Below are 17038 nucleotides of genomic sequence, written 5' to 3' on the forward strand. Positions count from 1 at the left end.
ACGCCGCCGAACTAAATGTCAGGGTTAGGCCCCGGTTGAGAATCTTCACGGTTCTCCCGGGGCCTAACTCTATTTCCGCACCTTTTCGACCGCCGGCTCAGCTTGGGCGGGTGATCGGCCGGCTCACCACGGGAGACGAGAAGACCAGCGAAGTCGTCGTCTCGCCGTAGCGCTGGGCGCGCTCCACGAAGGTCTCCAGCTCGCCCGTCGAACGGCAGCGCACGCGCAGCAGCCAGCATTCGTCGCCCGTGATGTGGTCGGCGGAGGCAACCTCCGGCAGCGGCAGGATCGTCGAGCGGAACCGCGGGCCGTCGAGGCTGCGGACACGCACGCGGACCATCGCCTCGATCGGCAGGCCCAGCTTGGACGCGTCGATGCGAGCGACGTAACCCGTGATCACGCCGCGCTGCTCGAGCCGGCGCACGCGTTCCGTCACGGCGGGGGCGGACAGCGACACCCGCCGCCCGAGTTCGGAGAACGTGAGGCGGCCGTCGGACTGCAGGAGCTCGATCAGCTGCCAGTCGACGGTGTCGAGGTCCACGAAATGGTTCACAGAACAAACTCCCGGCAGAGCGCGGCCCGAACAAGGAAATCCCAGGCTAACCAACCCGATCACCAGGGTTCGGCTCTGTGGCGAACACCCCGCGCCCAGCCACGATCGACCCCATGAAACCGCGCATCCTCCAGTTCGAGACCCCGGCACCCAACCAAGCCGTCACCTACTTCGGGCGCGAGCTCGGCTTCGAGGTCGACCCCGTCGACCTGGCCGAAGACCTCGCCGAGGGCCGCACCGACGGGTACGTCCTGGCCGAGACCCGCGGGGCCGAGGCCTACGCAAGAGCACGCATCCCCGGCGCCATCCACCTGCCCTACAAGAACATCACCGAGGACAGCACCCGCGACTTCGACAAGAATCTCGTCTACGTCTGCTACTGCGAAAGCATCCACTGCAACGCCGCCACCCAAGGCGCGCTCCGCCTGTCCGCCCTCGGCTTCACCGCGAAGCGTCTCTCCGGCGGCATCACCACGTGGCAGAACGCCGGCTACCCCACCGAGACCGCGCACCTCAGCCCACTCCGTACCCTGGAGAGGTGACACGTCTGCTGATCATCCAACCCGACGTCGGCGACCCCCTCGGCCCGCTCGGTGACTGGCTGACCGAGGCCGGCGCCGAGCTCGAGGTCCGAAACCCACCGGAGCACGAGCTGCCCGCCGACCTCGACGGCTACGCGGGCGTCGTCTGCCTCGGCGGCGGTATGGGCGCCCTGGACGACGAGCGCCACCCGTGGCTCGCCGACGTCCGCAAGTTGCTCGGCCAGGCCACCGGCAGGCAGCTCCCGACGCTCGGCATCTGCCTCGGCGCGCAGCTGCTCGCCGCGGCCACCGGCGGCCAGGTCGTGGTCGGTGAGGACGGGCCTGAGGTCGGCCCCGCGCTCGTCTCCAAGAAGGACGCCGCCTGGACCGACCCGCTGTTCGCCGACCTGCCGCTGATGCAGGACGTGATCCAGTTCCACAACGACGTGATCAAGCGCCTCCCGCCCGGCGCCGAGCTGCTCGCGTCCGCGCCGCTCTACCAGAACCAGGCCTTCCGCCTGCGCCGCTGCGTCTACGGCGTGCAGTTCCACATCGAGACGACGCCGGACCTCGTGCGCCGCTGGGCGGAGGAGGAGCCTGAGATGGCGGAACTCACCCGTCCGGGGGCGCTCACGCCGGAGAAGCTGATCTCTGTGCACGCGGACATCGCCGAGACCTGGCGGCCGTTCGCGCACCGGTTCGTTCGATTGGCCGCCGGGGAGCTCGACGCGGCGGCGGAGAGTCAACACACATTGCCGCTCGCTTAACGGATGATGCACGGATCACTAACGCAGCGTTGACGATTCACTCGATCGGTCAGGTACCTTGCGAGAGATGCTCCCGTAGGTATGGAGGACCGGGGTGGATCCCTCGCTAGTGGTCGTCGTCGTCATCGGCACGGCCCTCGTCTTCGATTTCACCAACGGCTTCCACGACACGGCCAACGCGATGGCTACCTCCATCGCCACGGGCGCGCTCAAACCGCGGGTCGCGGTAGCCATCTCGGCGGTGCTGAACCTCGCCGGGGCGTTCCTGTCGGTGGAGGTCGCGAAGACGATCTCCAGCGGCCTCGTCGACGACACCAAGATCGGACCGTCGATCGTCTTCGGCGGGCTGATCGGGGCGATCGTCTGGAACCTCGTCACCTGGTACGTCGGCCTGCCGTCGAGTTCGTCGCACGCGCTGTTCGGCGGCCTCATCGGCGCCACCTGGGTTTCGGCGGGCGCCGACTCGGTGCACTTCGGCAAGATCGTGGACAAGGTCCTCGTGCCGGCCGCCGCGTCGCCGATCATCGCCGGCCTGGTGGCGGCCGGCTTCACGTACCTGGTCTACAAGCTGTTCGTCCGCAGGCGCGGCGGACGCGGCTTCCGCGTCGGCCAGATCTTGTCCGCGTCGCTCGTCTCCCTCGCGCACGGCACCAACGACGCCCAGAAGACCATGGGCGTGATCACCCTGACGCTGGTCAGCGCCGGCGGACTGCCCGCGGGCTCGGCGCCGCCGATCTGGGTGATCATCAGCGCGGCGTCGGCCCTCGCGCTCGGCACGTACCTCGGCGGCTGGCGCATCACGCACACGCTCGGCAAGGGCCTTACCGACATCGAGGGCCCGCAGGGCTTCGCCGCGCAGACGAGCAGCGCCGCCGTGATCCTGCTGTCGTCGCACTTCGGCTTCCCGCTCTCGACCACGCACGTGTGCTCCGGCGGGATCGTCGGCTCGGGTGTCGGCCGTCGCGAGGCGCCGGTGCGCTGGCGGATGGCCGGACGCATGGTCGTGGCCTGGCTGTTCACACTGCCCGCGGCCGCCCTCGTCGGCGCGGCCGCGGGGAAGCTCGCGTCACTCGGTACGGCGGGGACCATCGGCGTCGGCGTCGTGGGCATCGCTATCGGCGTCGGCATCTACGTGCTCTCGCGCCGCCGGCCCATCACCGCGCACAGCTTCCAGGTGCCGGAGCCCTCGGCCGCCGACACGGAACCCGACCGCCTCGCCGCCTGAAAGTGGACGCGTGCCTGCCTGCTCAGCAGACCTGGATCCGGCTACGGTGAACGAGATGGCAGAGCGCGCGCGGACGGCCGCATCGGCGGCCCGGTACGGCTTCACCGACGACAAGGCCGACGCCCAGTTGCGTGCGGCGGGCTGGTGGGACGCCGCGGGACCGGTCGAGGGCACCGCCGACGTGCTCGCGGCTCTCTCGCGCGCCGCCGACCAGGACCTCGCGTTGCAGGGCCTCGACCGCATCCGCGAAGCCGACGAAGGTGTGTGGCCCGAGCTGGACCGCGCACTGCGCGACAACCGGACGTTTCGCGGCCGCCTGCTCGGGGTGCTCGGCACGTCCACCGCGCTCGGCGACTTCCTCGCCGCCAACCCCGGCGAGTGGCACTGCCTCGCCGACCACCGCTGCACCGTGCCCGAGCAGTTCGCCGACCGGCTTCTCGACGACGTGCGCCAGGACGACGGCACGTACGTCACCGGTCTGGCCGCGGAGCAGGCGCTGCGGACGGGGTACCGGCGGCTGCTGCTCGGCATCGCGGCCGTCGACCTCGGGCACCTCGTGGAGGAGGGGCTCGACCACCCGTCGTTCAAGGACATCACCCACCAGCTGACGCTTCTGGCCGAGGCCGCGCTGAAGGCGGGCCTCGCCGTGGCCGAGCAGGAGGTCGGGGCGAGCGCCGAGGGCGCGCTGGCCGTGATCGCGATGGGCAAGACCGGCGGGCGCGAGCTCAACTACGTGAGCGACGTCGACGTGATCTTCGTCGGCGCCGGCGACCTCGGCGTGGCGACGCGGCTGGCCAGCACGATGATGCGGGTGGTCGGCAAGGCGTGTTTCGAGGTCGACGCGGCGCTGCGGCCGGAGGGCAAGAGCGGCGCGCTCGTGCGCACGCTCGAGGGGCACACGGCGTACTACCAGAAGTGGGCGAAGACCTGGGAGTACCAGGCGCTGCTCAAAGCGCGCCCAGTCGCGGGTGACGCCGGGCTGGGCGAGGAATACGCGGAGATGGTCGCGCCCATGGTGTGGGCGGCTGCCGACCGCGAGAACTTCGTGACCGAGGTGCAGCAGATGCGCCGGCGCGTGGAGGACCACGTCTCCGCGGAGCACGCCGAGCGCGAGCTGAAGCTGGGCCGCGGCGGGCTGCGTGACGTCGAGTTCGCCGTGCAGCTGCTGCAGCTCGTGCACGGGCGCGTGGACCCTGAGCTGCGCTCACCGTCCACAATGGAGGCACTGGCGGCGCTGGGCGAGGGCGGGTACGTCGGGCGCGCGGACTCGGCCGAAATGGGGACTTCGTATGAGTTCCTGCGCACCGTCGAGCACCGGCTGCAGCTGCGCCGGCTGCGGCGCACGCACCTGTTCCCGGAGTCGAACGACACCGACGAGCTGCGCATCCTCGCGCGCGCGTGCGGGATTCGTGCGGTGCGAGGGCGCAGCCAGGGCCAGGAGCTGCTCGCCGAGTTCCGCCGCCACGCGCAGGGCATCCGGCGGCTGCACGAGAAGGTCTTCTACCGGCCGCTGCTGCAGTCGGTGGCGAACGTGCCGACGGAAGCGTTGCGGCTCACGACAAAGCAGGCCGCGAGCCGGCTCGCGGCCTTGGGTTACGCGGCGCCGGAGGGCGCGCTACAGCACATCAAGGCGCTGACTTCGGGCGTCTCGCGACGCGCGGCGATCCAGCAGGCACTGCTGCCCGTGCTGCTCGATTTCCTCGCCGACACACCGGATCCCGACGGCGGTCTGCTGTCGTACCGGAAGGTGTCCGAGGCGCTGGAGGACACGCCGTGGTACCTGCGCGTGCTGCGCGACGAGGGCACGGTGGTGGAGCGGCTCGCGTTCCTGCTGGGCACCTCGAAGCTGGTGCCCGACCTGCTCGTGCGTGCGCCGGAAGTGCTTCAGCTGCTGGGAGAACCGGCTCGACTGACGGGGCGCAAGCCGGCCGAGGTGGCGACATCGTTGCGGGCGGCCGTCCGGCGTCAGCCCGGGTTGAACGCGGCGGTGGCGGCAGCGCGTTCGTTGCGGCGGCACGAGTTGCTGCGCGTGGCGTGTGCGGATCTGCTGGGGCTGCTGGACGTTCCGGCCGTGTGCGAGGCGCTGTCGAGTGTGTGGGTCGCCGTGCTGCAGGGTGCGCTGGCCGCAGCGTACCGGCAGCGGCAGGCGGAGCTGGGACGCACGCCGGCGACCGTCGCCGTGATCGGCATGGGCCGGCTCGGTGGCGCGGAGCTGGGCTACGGCTCGGATGCCGACGTGCTGTTCGTCTGCGAGCCCGCGGAAGGTGTGTCGGACTCCGACGCGGTGAAGTTCGCTTCGTCGGTGGCTGAGACCGTGCGCAAGATGCTGGGCGCGCCGAGTTCGGATCCGGCGCTGGTCGTCGACGCGGACCTTCGGCCGGAGGGACGCAGCGGGCCGTTGGTCCGGACATTGGACTCGTATCGCGCGTACTACCAGCGCTGGGGCGAGGTCTGGGAGGCACAGGCGCTGCTGCGCGCGCGGTTCATCGCCGGCGACGAGGAGCTGGGCGAGCGGTTCATCACGATGATCGACCCCGTCCGCTACCCCGCGGGCGGCCTGGACGCGACGAAGGCCCGCGAGATCCGCCGCATCAAAGCGCGCGTGGAAACCGAGCGCCTGCCCCGCGGCGCCGACCCGACGCGCCACACGAAGCTCGGCCGCGGCGGGCTGGCCGACGTCGAGTGGACCGTGCAGCTGTTGCAGTTGCAGCACGCGCACGAGCAGCCGAGCCTGCGCACCACGTCGACGCTCGACGCTTTGACGGCGCTCGCGGAAACGGGTCTGGCGCCCGCGGAGTCGGTCGACTACCTGCGCGAGGCGTGGCTGCTGGCCACGCGCGTGCGCAACGCCGGGATGCTCGTGCGCGGCAAGGCCGTCGACGAGGTGCCCGGCTCGGGCCGCGACCTGGCCGCCGTGGCGCGCGTGTTCGGCTACACCGTGGACGACGACCCGGGCGAGTTCCTCGACACCTATCGCCGCGTCACGCGCCGCGCGCACGCCGTGGTCGAGGAGCTGTTCTACGAGAACTAGCTTTTACCTAGAGTGGGGCACGTGACCGATCGCGAACCGTTCCGCACCCGCATCAAGGTGCGCCACTACGAGCTCGACTCGCTGGGCCACCTCAACCACGCCGTCTACCACTCCTACGGCGAGGTCTCGCGCATCGAACTCTTCGAATCCGCGGGCGATTCCCGGCTGCGCGAGGAAAACCTCGCGCCGGTCCTGCTGGAGTCCCACATCGTCTACCGCCGCGAACTCCGCGGCGGCGACACTGTCGACGTCACCTGCGACGCCCGCTTCGGCGACGGCAAGGTCTTCTGGATGACCTCCCGCATCCTCAAACTCGACGGCACCCTCTCGGCCGAGATCACCTGCACGGTGGGCCTGATGGACCTGGAGGCCCGCCGCCTTGTCGACGACCCCCGCGGACGCTTCGAACGCGCCGGCCTGAACCTCAAGGTCCTGTCGACGGGGGAGCAGTGACATCCTGGCTGTCGGAGATCCGTGCCTCCTACGACACTGTCACCCCCAGCTACGCGGCCCAACTGCGCGACGCCCTCGCCGGCAAGCCGCACTTGCGCTCCTTGCTGGGCCTCTTCGCGGAACTCACCGACGGCCGCGTCGCCGACGTCGGTTGCGGCCCGGGCTGGGTCACCGCCCACCTGCGCTCCCTCGGCGTCGACGCCTTCGGCCTCGACCTCTCACCCGAGATGATCGCCGTCGCCCGCCGCACCCACGCCGGCGTCCCCTTCGCCGTCGGCTCGATGACGGACCTTCCCGTCCCGACCGATTCGTTGGGCGGCATCCTCGCCTTCTGGTCCCTCATCCACCTCCCCGACGCCGCCCTGCCGACGGTTCTGGCGCATTTCCACCGCGCCCTCCACCCCGGCGGCGTGGTCCTCGCGGGCTTCCACGTCGGCGACACGACCACGTGCAAGACCTCGGGCTACGGCGGCCACCCCATGCACGTCCACATCCATCGCCGCCGCCCCGCCACCATGTCGACCTTCCTGCGCGCCGCCGGCTTCACCATCGAATCGGAAACCCTCTTCGACCCGGACGCTCGCGTCCCCGGCGGCGTGGTCATCGCGCGGGCCGGTCATTCCCAATAGTTGACGCGTGCCTCGCTTGGCGCGGCTACGGCCGGCACCGCGGATTTGCGGACGTTGAGCTCGGCCGTCAGTCCGCGCGCATCCCTCGCCACACGAAGTCCACCAGGCTTTCCGTGGCCGCCTTCCAGTCCTCGTCCGGGCTGAGCAGCAGCAAGCCCGCCATGGCGCGCATCACCGTGTCCACCGAGATGTCCGGGCGGACGGTGCCGGCGGCGATATTGGCCTTCAGCAGGGTGTCGAGGGCGTCGACCAGGGATTTGTACGCGTGGGCCGGCAGTTGGGCGCTGCTCGAGGCCGCGCGCAGGGCCGTGGCGAGGCCGCGTTTGGTGATCAGGTAGTGCGCGAGGTGCTCGCGCGCCCAGACCCGGAACGCTTGCTCCGGCGGGCACCGCTCCAGCAGCGTCGGCACGACGTTGACGAGCTGGCACACCTCCCGCTCGTACACGGCGAGGATGAGGTCGGCCGCGGTCGGAAAGTGGCGGTAGACGGTGCCGACGCCGACTTCGGCCTGCTTCGCGATGGCGTTGAACGAGACCTGGCCCGAGCACGCGAGCGACTGGGCCGCGACGGCGAGGATGCGCTCGTGGTTGCGCCGGGTGTCCGCGCGTCGCGGGCTGACCGATCCCGTCGACATCGTTCCTCCCGTTCCAAGCGGCGTCTCCCCTGCTCAGGACTGTAGTGCAGGGCTTGGAGCAGCTCCAGGACCTGCACCTCGTTGCGAAGCGGATAGTAATCCGATAACCTCGGAAACGCGAGCTTGAGCGGATGACTATCCGCTAGCCTACCCGGCGCTCGCGTTCCGAGTGGCCGGCTTCTCCCACCACAACCCCATCCTGCGGGAAAGAGTTCCAGTGGACATCTCCCTCGAAATCAACGGGCGAGTCGAACAGCTCGCCGTCGACCCCGGCGTCACACTGCTCGACGCGCTGCGTGAACGGCTCGACGTGACCGGCCCCAAGAAGGGCTGTGACCGCGGTCAGTGCGGCGCCTGCACCGTGCACGTCGACGGCAAACCCGTGCTCTCGTGCCTCACCCTCGCGGCTACCGTGCGCCGGCCGGTCACCACGGTCGAAGGTCTGTCCACTGAGGATGGATTGCATCCCGTGCAACAGGCGTTCGTGGACCAGGACGCGTTGCAGTGCGGCTTCTGCACCTCCGGGCAGGTGATGTCGGCCGTCGCCGCCGTGCGCGACGACGTCACGGACGTCCGCGAGTTCATGTCCGGCAACCTGTGCCGCTGTTCGGCGTACCCGAACATCGTGGCCGCGGTCGAGCAGGCGAGGCGGGCCGATGCGACCGTTTGAGCTGACCGCGCCCACCACCGTCGAAGACGCGCTCGACGCGTCCGGAACCTTCCTCGCCGGCGGCACTACGCTCGTCGACCTGATGAAGCTCGACGTCCTCACCCCGCAGCGGGTGCTGGACATCAACGACCTCCCGCTGCGCGGCATCGACACCACCGATGGCCTGCGTTTCGGGGCCCTGGAACGGATGGGCGACATCGCCGCGCACCCTGGCGTGTACCCGGCGATCTCGCGCGCGCTGCTGCTGAGTGCTTCGCAGCAGTTGCGGAACATGGCCAGCATCGGCGGCAACCTGATGCAGCGCACGCGGTGCTCGTACTTCCGCGACGTCACCATGCCGTGCAACCGGCGCGACCCGGGCAGCGGCTGCTCCGCGCTGGCGGGCGTCAACCGGATGCACGCGATCCTCGGCACCAGCGACTCCTGCGTGGCGACACACGCCAGCGACGTCGCGGTGGCGCTCGTCGCGCTGGACGCCGAGGTGGAACTCACCGGCAAGACCGGCAAGCGCACGGTGAAGCTCACCGATTTCTACCGCACACCAGGCGAAACGCCGGACGTCGAGAACGACCTGCGCCCCGGCGAGCTGATCACCGAGGTGCGCGTGCCGCGGCTGGACTGGGCGGAGAACTCCACCTACGTCAAGGTTCGCGACCGCCAGTCGTACGAGTTCGCGCTCGCGTCGGCCGCGGTTGCGCTGGACGTGCGCGACGGCGTGATCGCCGACGCACGGGTGGCCGTCGGCGGGGTGGCGACCGTGCCGTGGCGGCTCACGGCGGTGGAGGAAGCGTTGCGGGGCAAGCCTGTCACGCAGGAATCGTTCGAGCAGGCAGCTTCTCTGGCCGCGGAAGGCGCGCGGCCGCTGGCGTTCAACTCGTTCAAGGTGTCCCTGGTGAAGCGCACCGTCGTGCGCGCGCTGCTGGAGCTGACCGAAGGGAGCCGTCGATGACCGACAGGCTCGACGCGCCGTTGAAGGTCACCGGGCGCGCGAAGTACGCGATGGACCACAACTTCCCGGGCATGGCCTACGGCTACGTCGTGGTCAGCACCGTGGCCCACGGCCAGGTCGAGAGCATGGACTCCGACGCGGCGAAGGAAGCGCCGGGCGTCCTCGCCGTCTACACGCCGTTCGACCGGCTGGACCTGCGCACGCCGCCGGTGTCGCCGATCATGGGCGAGACCTGGGTGCCACTGCGCAACACCGACGTCGACTACTACGGGCAGCCGATCGGGTTCGTCGTCGCGGAGTCGTTCGAGCAGGCGCGCGACGCGGCGATGCTGGTGGACGTCACGTACGACGAAAAACCGGCGCTGGTTTCGTTCGACGAAGGGCTCGCCTCGGCCGAGGACGCGCCGGAGTCGCGCGGGAACCCGCCGCAGATCGAGGTGCTGGCCGACGACGTCGAGTCCATTGAGGACGTATTCGCCGCCGCGCCGTTCGTGGTGGACCACGCTTATCGCACGGCCACGCAGAACCACGCCGCGATGGAGCCGCACTCGGCCGTCGCGGTGTGGGGCGACGGCGAGCTCACGGTCTACACCGGCAACCAGGGCAGCAACCTCATCGCCATGGAGCTCGCCGGCGCGCTCGCCCTCGACGTCTCGGCCGTGCACGTCATCAACCCCTACGTCGGCGGCGCGTTCGGCGGCAAGGGGCGCACGTCCACGCCCGCGTTCCTCGCGGCCGCGGCGGCGAAGGAGCTGGGCCGGCCGGTGAAGGCGGCGCTGACGCGCGAGCAGGTCTTCACGGCGACGGCCACGCGAGCCGCGACGCTGCAGAAGGTCACCATCGGCGCCGACGCCGACGGCACGATCCTCGGCCTGCGCCACGACTCGTGGTCGAGCACGGCGATGGACCGGTCGTTCGTGGAGCCGACGTCGCACGGCACCTCGCGCGAGTGGTACGCCACGAAGAACCTGTCCATCAGCCAGAAGATGGTGCCGCTCAACATCCCGCCGACCACGTTCATGCGCGCGCCGGGCGAGGCGCCGGGCTCGTTCGCGCTGGAGAGCGCGATGGACGAGCTGGCCGTGGCGCTGGGCATGGACCCGATCGAGCTGCGCATGCGCAACAGCTCGCTCGCCCCGCCCGGCAAGGACCTGCAGTGGTCGAGCAAGCACCTCGACGAGTGCTTCGCCGTCGGCGCGCGCGAGTTCGGCTGGTCTCCGCGGCCGCAGGGCCGCGTCGACGGCGACTGGCTGGTCGGCGTCGGCATGGCGACGGCGATGTTCCCCGCCCTGCGCTTCCCCGCGACGGTCGGCATCACCCTCCACGCGGACGGCACCGCCGAGGTCGCCACCAGCGGCGCCGACCCGGGAACGGGCCTGCTGAACGTGATGTCGTCGGTCGGCGCGGAATCGCTGGACCTCGTGCCGTCCCGGATCACCCCTCGGCTGGGCGACTCCAAGCTCCCCCCGGGCGGCATGTCCGGCGGCTCCACGGCGACGGCCAGCGTCGGCACCGCGATCATGCTCGCGGCGAGCGAGGTCCTCGACGCGCTGCTGGCTCTGGCTTCCGCGCCGGGCGCCCCGTTCGCGGGCCAAGAGGTGACCTACGCCGACGGCCACATCCACGGCGACACCGACACCATGCCCTTCGGCTCACTGCTCCGCGCCGTCGGCCAGGATTCCTTGTCCGCCACGGGTTCCTCGGCGCCGGGCGAGGAGCTGACCAAACACTCGTTCAGCTCGTTCGGCGCCCAGTTCTGCGAGGTCCGCGTCCACCGCCTCACCGGCGAGGCCCGCGTCTCGCGCCTCCTGGGCGTCTTCGACGGCGGCCGCATCATCAACGACAAGCTCGCCCGCAGCCAAATCAAGGGCGGCATGATCTGGGGCGTCTCCGCGGCGCTGCACGAGGCTCTCGAGCTGGACACCTGGGGCCGCTTCGCCACGGGCGACTTCGCGAGCTACCTCCTGCCGGTCAACGCCGATATCCCCGACATCGACGTCCACTTCGTCCAGTACCCCGACACCTTTCACAACGCCGTCGGCGCCCGCGGTATCGGCGAAATCGCCACCGTCGGCGTCGCCGCCGCCATCGCCAACGCCATCTACAACGCGACCGGCGTACGGGTCCGCCACATCCCGATCATGGTGGAGGACCTGCTGGTGGACTGAGCTTTTCGGCGGGGGTGTGAAAATCGGGACGGCGGCCGGGGTTTCCCCTCGGCCGCCGTCCCGTTTGCAGCTCGTCCAGCGGTCCGACCAACGCAATGCAGATTGATGCAGAACAGGCCGGGGGCCCGCACGTAACACAGTGCTTGGCGGCGAACACAAAAATCGGGACGGCGGCCGAGGTATTCCCTCGACCGCCGCCCCGCGTCTCACTTGGCCGTCAGTTCACGGCCGGCCGATCACACGTCGTAGTAGAGCGAGAACTCGTACGGGTGCGGACGCAGCCGCAGCGGGTCGATTTCGTTCTCGCGCTTGTAGGAGATCCAGGTGTCGATCACGTCGGGCGTGAAGACACCGCCCTCGAGCAGGAAGTCGTGGTCGGCTTCCAGGGTGTCGAGGACCGTGCCGAGGTCGCCGGGGACGAGCTTGACGTTCTTGGCCTCCTCGGGCGGGAGCTCGTAGAGGTCCTTGTCGATGGGCTCCGCCGGCTCGATCTTGTTCTTGATGCCGTCGAGGCCGGCCATCATCATCGCGGAGAAGGCCAGGTACGGGTTGCCCGACGAGTCCGGGCAGCGGAACTCGGCGCGCTTGGCCTTCGGGTTGTTGCCCGTGATGGGGATGCGGACACACGCCGAACGGTTGCGCTGCGAGTACACCAGCGAAACCGGGGCCTCGAAGCCCGGCACGAGACGGTGGTACGAGTTCACCGTCGGGTTCGTGAAGGCCAGCAGGCTCGGCGCGTGCTTGAGCAGGCCGCCGATGTAGTGGCGCGCCGTGTCGGACAGGCCCGCGTAGCCGGACTCGTCGTGGAACAGCGGCTGGCCGTCCTTCCACAGCGACTGGTGGCAGTGCATGCCCGAGCCGTTGTCGCCGGCGAGCGGCTTCGGCATGAACGTCGCGGTCTTGCCGGCGGCGAACACGGTGTTCTTCACGATGTACTTGAACAGCTGCAGGTCGTCGGCAGCGTGCAGCAGCGTGTTGAACTTGTAGTTGATCTCCGTCTGGCCGGCGGTGCCCACCTCGTGGTGCGCGCGCTCGATCTCGAAGCCGGAGCCCTGCAGCTGGCGGACGATGTCGTCACGCAGGTCGGCGAAGTGGTCGACCGGCGGGACGGGGAAGTAGCCGCCCTTGAACTTCGTCTTGTAGCCCTGGTTGCCGCCCGGCTCGTCGGTGCCGGTGTTCCACCAGCCCTCGACCGAGTCGATCTCGTGGAACGACGCGTGCTCGGCCGAGTCGAAGCGCACGGAGTCGAAGATGTAGAACTCCGCCTCCGGGCCGAAGTACACGTTGTCGGCCACGCCGTACTCGGCGATGTACTGCTCGGCCTTGCGCGCGATGTTGCGCGGGTCGCGGCTGTACGCCTCACGCGTGAACGGGTCGTGCACGAAGAAGTTCAGCGAGAGCGTCTTCGCCTTGCGGAACGGGTCGATGCGCGCGGTCTCGGGGTCCGGCAGCAGCAGCATGTCGGACTCGTGGATCGACTGGAAGCCGCGGACGGACGAGCCGTCGAAGGCGAGGCCGTCCTCGTAGGCTTCGAGGTCGAAGGCCTTCGCGGGCACCGTGAAGTGCTGCATCACGCCCGGCAGGTCGCAGAACCTGACGTCGATGGACTCCACCTTCTCGTCGGCGATCAGGCGCTGGATGTCGTCTGGAGTAGTGGGCACCCTCGGTGACTCCTTCTTCGATCGAGCTCGCTCGGCAGTACTCTCTTCGGCTCACGCTAAGAGTGCGGTGTTGCCCGACCGTCACCCGTATGTTTCACACACGTTAACGGGTGGCGTGACACGCGCCATCCGACCAGGGCAGATGTGGCGCGCGCCACCGGCATACCCTGGACGGGTGGCGAGATGGACTGGCGAATGGCTCCCCGGGACCGGCAGCGGTCCGGGGTCGGAAAACCGAACCGCGTCGAAATGGCCCGGTGAAACGTTCGGTCTGCCCGAATCCGGCGTCGGCTCCGTCGCCGGCTTCGGTCCGCGCCTGCTGGCCCTGGTCATCGACCTGGTGCTCGCGGGCCTGATCACCACGCTGTTCGTGCGATACGACCTGCAGGACGTCGCCGCGATGCAAACGTTCAACTGGTGGGCCGGCGTCGTCTGGGCCGTCATCACGACCGTGCCGGCGATGTTCTTCGGCTTCACGCCGGGCATGGGCGCCGTGGGCGTGCGCGTCGCGCGACTCGACGGCGCCTCGATGGTCGGCCCCTGGCGCGCGGTGGTGCGGATGGTGCTGACGGTCGTGATCGTGCCCGCCCTCGTCCGCAACACCGACGGCCGCAGCTGGCTCGACCGCGTGACCGGCACCGTCGTGATCCGGATGCGCTGACCGTCCCCGAACAAAAAGGCCTCCTGCTCAGTACGAGCGGGAGGCCTTTTCAGCGGTAAGAGGGTCAGCGACGGCGGATCGTCCGCTGCACGTTGCGCATCTTCGCGCCGGCGGGCATCGGGCCCTTCGGCATCGCCGCGCCGCGGTTGCCGAGCGCCGCGAGCTTGGCCTCGAGTGCGTCGACCTGCGGCGGCTTGAGGTTGCGCGGCAGCTTCATCAGCGTGCTCTGCAGCTTCTTGAGCGGGATCTCGTTCTCGCCGTTGCCGATGGTGTAGTCGTAGATCGGGGTGTCGCCGATCAGGCGCGACACGCGCTTCTTCTCCTGCGAGAGCAGCGCCTTCACGCGGTGCGGCGCGCCCTCGGCCACGAGGATCACGCCGGGCGCGCCGAGCACGCGGTGCACGGCGTCAAGCTGCGTGGTCGCGGCGACGGTCGGCGTCACGCGCCAGCTGCCGCGCATGTTCTCCAGCGCCCACGCACCGGCGCCGGGCTGGCCGTCGGCCTTCGTGTACACGGTCTTCTGCACGCGGCGGCCGAAGATGATCACCGCGAGCAGCACGCCCAGCACGATGCCCAGCGGGAGCAGCGCCCACTGCACGTTGAAGATGAACCCGACACCGAACAGGACGCCCGCGACGACCACGATCGAGCCGGCCATCCAAGGAATCAGCATCGGGTCTTCGCGGCGTTGCATCTTGAACGCCTCGAAGAGCTGCCCGCGCCGCGCCTTGCCGGCCGCGCGCTTCTCCTGCTTGGCCAGCTTGGCCGCTTCCTTGTCCTGCTTTCCCGCCATCTGACCAGGATACGGCCGCGTGCCCTGCCACGAATCCCTCGGCCCCCTCTGCGAGGATCGAGGGGTGGCAAGCGCATCGTCTCCGAAGAGTCGCCAGGGCCTGCTCGACGGGCTGGATCCCGAGCAACGAGCCGCCGCCTCGGCGCCGCGCGGGCCCGTCTGTGTTCTCGCCGGCGCCGGCACGGGCAAGACGCGCACGATCACGCACCGCATCGCGCACCTGGTCGGCGCAGGTCACGTCTCCGCCGCACAAGTACTCGCCGTCACCTTCACCACGCGCGCGGCGGGCGAGATGCGCACGCGGCTGCGCGGACTCGGCGTCGACGCCGCGCAGGCGCTCACCTTCCACGCCGCCGCGCGCCGGCAGCTGCGGTACTTCTGGCCGCGCGTGGTCGGCGACCGGCCGTGGGACCTCGTCGACAACAAGTTCCGGCTCGTGGCGCAGGCCGCCCAGCGCGCGCGGCTGAGCACGGAGACGGAGGTGCTGCGCGACCTCGCGAGCGAGATCGAGTGGAGCAAGGCCTCGCTCGTCTCGCCCGACGACTACCCAGCCGTCGCCGCGCGCACGCAGCGCGACACCCCGGCGCCGGTGGCGCAGGTCGCGCAGGTCTACCGGCTGTACGAGGAGATCAAGACCTCCGCGCAGGTCCTCGACTTCGACGACCTGCTCCTGCACACCACCGCCGTGCTCGAAGAACACGAAGCCGTCGCCGTCGAGTTCCGCGATCGCTACCGCTGCTTCGTGGTCGACGAGTACCAGGACGTCACGCCGTTGCAGCAGCGTCTGCTCGACGCGTGGCTCGGCGGCCGCGACGACCTCACCGTCGTCGGCGACGCCAACCAGACCATCTACTCCTTCGGCGGCGCCTCGCCGCGGCCGCTGCTGGAGTTCACGCGGCGTTTCCCCGAGGCCACCGTCGTGCGGCTCGAGCGCGACTACCGGTCGACGCCCGAGGTCGTCGGGCTGGCGAACCGGGTGATCGGCGCTGCGCGCGGGCGTCCGGCGGGGTCGCGGCTGAAGCTCGTCGGCCAGCGGCCGCCGGGGCCCGAGCCGCGGTTCGCCGAGTACGAGGACGAGTCGGCCGAAGCGGCGGCGGTCGCGCGGCGCATGCGCGAGCTGCTCGACGGGGGAGTGTCGGCCAGCGAGATCGCCGTGCTGTTCCGCGTGAACGCGCAGTCGGAGGCCTACGAGCAGGCGCTGTCCGAGTCCGGCATCCCGTATCTCGTGCGCGGCGGCGAGCGGTTCTTCTCACGCGCCGAGGTGCGGCAGGCGATGTCGGCGCTGCGAGTGGCGTCGGCCGATCCGACGTCGCTCGACCTGGTGACGGCGGTGCGGTCGGTGCTCGCGCGCGTCGGCCTCACCGAGCAGCCGCCCGCCGGCGGTGCGGCGAAGGAGCGTTGGGACGCGCTGCTCGCGCTGGTGGAGCTGGCCGAGGAGCTGGCGGCGAGCGTCGCGGACGCCGACCTGCCGCGGCTCGTCGCGGAGCTGGAGCAGCGCGCGGCGGCGCAGCACCCGCCGACGGTCGAGGGCGTCACGCTGGCGTCGCTGCACGCGGCGAAGGGCCTGGAGTGGGATGCGGTGTTCCTCGTCGGCCTGTCCGAGGGCACGATGCCGATCCTCCACGCGGGCGACGACGAAGCCGCGATCGAGGAGGAGAGGCGGCTGTTCTACGTCGGCGTCACCCGGGCGCGGGAACACCTGTCACTCTCGTGGTCGCTGTCGCGTACGCCGGGTGGCCGGCGCAACCGTCGCCGCAGCCGCTTCCTCTACGGGCTGATCCCGGAAGACCACCCAGCCGCCCGCGTCGCGCGGTCGCAGCAGACGTCGTCGGCGCCGGGTTCGAAGGCGGCGCGCTGCCGACTCTGCGGCGGGCCGCTGCTGCAGACGATCGAGGTGAAGCTGGGGCGGTGCTCGAAGTGCCCGTCCACAGTGGATGAAGGGCTGCTGGAGAAGCTGAAGACGTGGCGCGGCGAGCGTTCGCGGGAGCTGAAAGTGCCGGCGTTCGTGGTGTTCACCGACGCGACACTCATGGCCATCGCCGAACAGCGACCGACCGACGACGGAGCGCTCGTGTCGATCTCCGGCATCGGCGCGACGAAGCTCGAACGCTTCGGCGCGGAGGTGCTCGACGTGGTTCGCGCCTCGATGCGGTCTTGACCGCGTCCGCACCCTGATCGGTGCGGCGAACCCGCTGCTCGGAGGCGATCTTCGTAGCTTCGGAGAGTTTTCGGGAAAATAAGTTGCCCCGGTGTGCGGGGGGCAATAATCTGCTCCTACCCGGGTGGGAAGCCCCCGGTCTGGGGATTCACATGACGCGCGCCG

At 70.1% G+C, this 17038-nt stretch carries 15 protein-coding genes; 11 read left to right on the forward strand and 4 right to left on the reverse strand.

Going from position 1 to position 17038, the window contains the following annotated elements; translation table 11 throughout:
- Positions 1-97: 97 nt before the first annotated feature.
- Complete coding sequence (locus AB0H62_RS23665) at positions 98-541, reverse strand: Lrp/AsnC family transcriptional regulator (protein ID WP_360588622.1); 444 nt, start codon at positions 539-541, stop codon at positions 98-100.
- A 125-nt stretch (positions 542-666) separates the two neighbouring features.
- On the opposite strand from AB0H62_RS23665, the gene AB0H62_RS23670 reads away from it, so the two are divergent.
- The 6 genes from AB0H62_RS23670 to AB0H62_RS23695 all read left to right on the forward strand — a co-directional run bounded on the left by AB0H62_RS23670 (position 667) and on the right by AB0H62_RS23695 (position 7179).
- Positions 667-1095: a rhodanese-like domain-containing protein gene (locus AB0H62_RS23670; protein WP_220246547.1), complete on the forward strand. Its 429-nt coding sequence runs from the start codon at positions 667-669 to the stop codon at positions 1093-1095.
- Positions 1092-1841, forward strand: coding sequence for a type 1 glutamine amidotransferase (locus AB0H62_RS23675; protein ID WP_220246548.1), 750 nt, complete (start codon positions 1092-1094; stop codon positions 1839-1841). The genes AB0H62_RS23670 and AB0H62_RS23675 overlap by 4 nt, the downstream gene beginning before the upstream one ends.
- 94 nt (positions 1842-1935) lie before the next feature.
- On the forward strand, positions 1936-3066 hold the full coding sequence (locus AB0H62_RS23680; RefSeq protein WP_220246549.1) for an inorganic phosphate transporter: 1131 nt from the start codon (positions 1936-1938) through the stop codon (positions 3064-3066).
- Between the two features lie 55 nt (positions 3067-3121).
- Positions 3122-6097 carry a bifunctional [glutamine synthetase] adenylyltransferase/[glutamine synthetase]-adenylyl-L-tyrosine phosphorylase gene (locus AB0H62_RS23685; protein WP_360588185.1) on the forward strand — a complete coding sequence of 992 codons (2976 nt, stop codon included), beginning with the start codon at positions 3122-3124 and terminating at the stop codon, positions 6095-6097.
- Between the two features lie 21 nt (positions 6098-6118).
- The gene (locus tag AB0H62_RS23690; protein ID WP_360588187.1) at positions 6119-6550 is read left to right on the forward strand and encodes an acyl-CoA thioesterase; all 432 of its coding nucleotides are present in this window, start codon (positions 6119-6121) and stop codon (positions 6548-6550) included.
- A complete protein-coding gene (locus tag AB0H62_RS23695; RefSeq protein WP_360588189.1) occupies positions 6547-7179 on the forward strand; it encodes a class I SAM-dependent methyltransferase in 633 nt (210 codons plus the stop codon). Before AB0H62_RS23690 ends, AB0H62_RS23695 begins: the two co-directional genes overlap by 4 nt.
- A 67-nt stretch (positions 7180-7246) precedes the next feature.
- Here AB0H62_RS23695 and AB0H62_RS23700 read toward each other — a convergent pair whose 3' ends face one another.
- Entirely contained in the window at positions 7247-7813 is a 567-nt protein-coding gene (locus AB0H62_RS23700; RefSeq protein WP_220246553.1) for a TetR/AcrR family transcriptional regulator, read from the reverse strand.
- Positions 7814-8030: 217 nt separating this feature from the next.
- Here AB0H62_RS23700 and AB0H62_RS23705 point away from each other — a divergent pair, with 217 nt between their 5' ends.
- The 3 genes from AB0H62_RS23705 to AB0H62_RS23715 are packed head-to-tail and all read left to right on the forward strand — an operon-like array spanning position 8031 to position 11600.
- Positions 8031-8483 (forward strand): (2Fe-2S)-binding protein, encoded by a 453-nt coding sequence (locus AB0H62_RS23705; protein ID WP_360588191.1) that lies wholly within the window; start codon positions 8031-8033, stop codon positions 8481-8483.
- Positions 8470-9432 (forward strand): xanthine dehydrogenase family protein subunit M, encoded by a 963-nt coding sequence (locus AB0H62_RS23710; RefSeq protein ID WP_360588193.1) that lies wholly within the window; start codon positions 8470-8472, stop codon positions 9430-9432. Before AB0H62_RS23705 ends, AB0H62_RS23710 begins: the two co-directional genes overlap by 14 nt.
- On the forward strand, positions 9429-11600 hold the full coding sequence (locus tag AB0H62_RS23715) for a xanthine dehydrogenase family protein molybdopterin-binding subunit (RefSeq protein ID WP_220246556.1): 2172 nt from the start codon (positions 9429-9431) through the stop codon (positions 11598-11600). Before AB0H62_RS23710 ends, AB0H62_RS23715 begins: the two co-directional genes overlap by 4 nt.
- Positions 11601-11836: 236 nt before the next feature.
- Here the strand turns inward: AB0H62_RS23715 and glnA are convergent, their stop codons facing one another.
- On the reverse strand, positions 11837-13261 hold the full coding sequence (glnA, locus tag AB0H62_RS23720) for a type I glutamate--ammonia ligase (protein WP_360588196.1): 1425 nt from the start codon (positions 13259-13261) through the stop codon (positions 11837-11839).
- 175 nt (positions 13262-13436) lie between these two features.
- Between glnA and AB0H62_RS23725 the strand changes: the two genes are divergently transcribed.
- Complete coding sequence (locus AB0H62_RS23725; protein ID WP_360588198.1) at positions 13437-13922, forward strand: RDD family protein; 486 nt, start codon at positions 13437-13439, stop codon at positions 13920-13922.
- 64 nt (positions 13923-13986) lie between these two features.
- Here AB0H62_RS23725 and AB0H62_RS23730 read toward each other — a convergent pair whose 3' ends face one another.
- Entirely contained in the window at positions 13987-14715 is a 729-nt protein-coding gene (locus AB0H62_RS23730; RefSeq protein ID WP_285970186.1) for a DUF4191 domain-containing protein, read from the reverse strand.
- Positions 14716-14779: 64 nt separating this feature from the next.
- On the opposite strand from AB0H62_RS23730, the gene AB0H62_RS23735 reads away from it, so the two are divergent.
- A complete protein-coding gene (locus tag AB0H62_RS23735) occupies positions 14780-16873 on the forward strand; it encodes an ATP-dependent DNA helicase UvrD2 (protein ID WP_220246560.1) in 2094 nt (697 codons plus the stop codon).
- Positions 16874-17038: the final 165 nt, after the last annotated feature.

The organism is Amycolatopsis sp. NPDC050768 (genome assembly GCF_040654155.1).
Lineage (GTDB): Bacteria > Actinomycetota > Actinomycetes > Mycobacteriales > Pseudonocardiaceae > Amycolatopsis.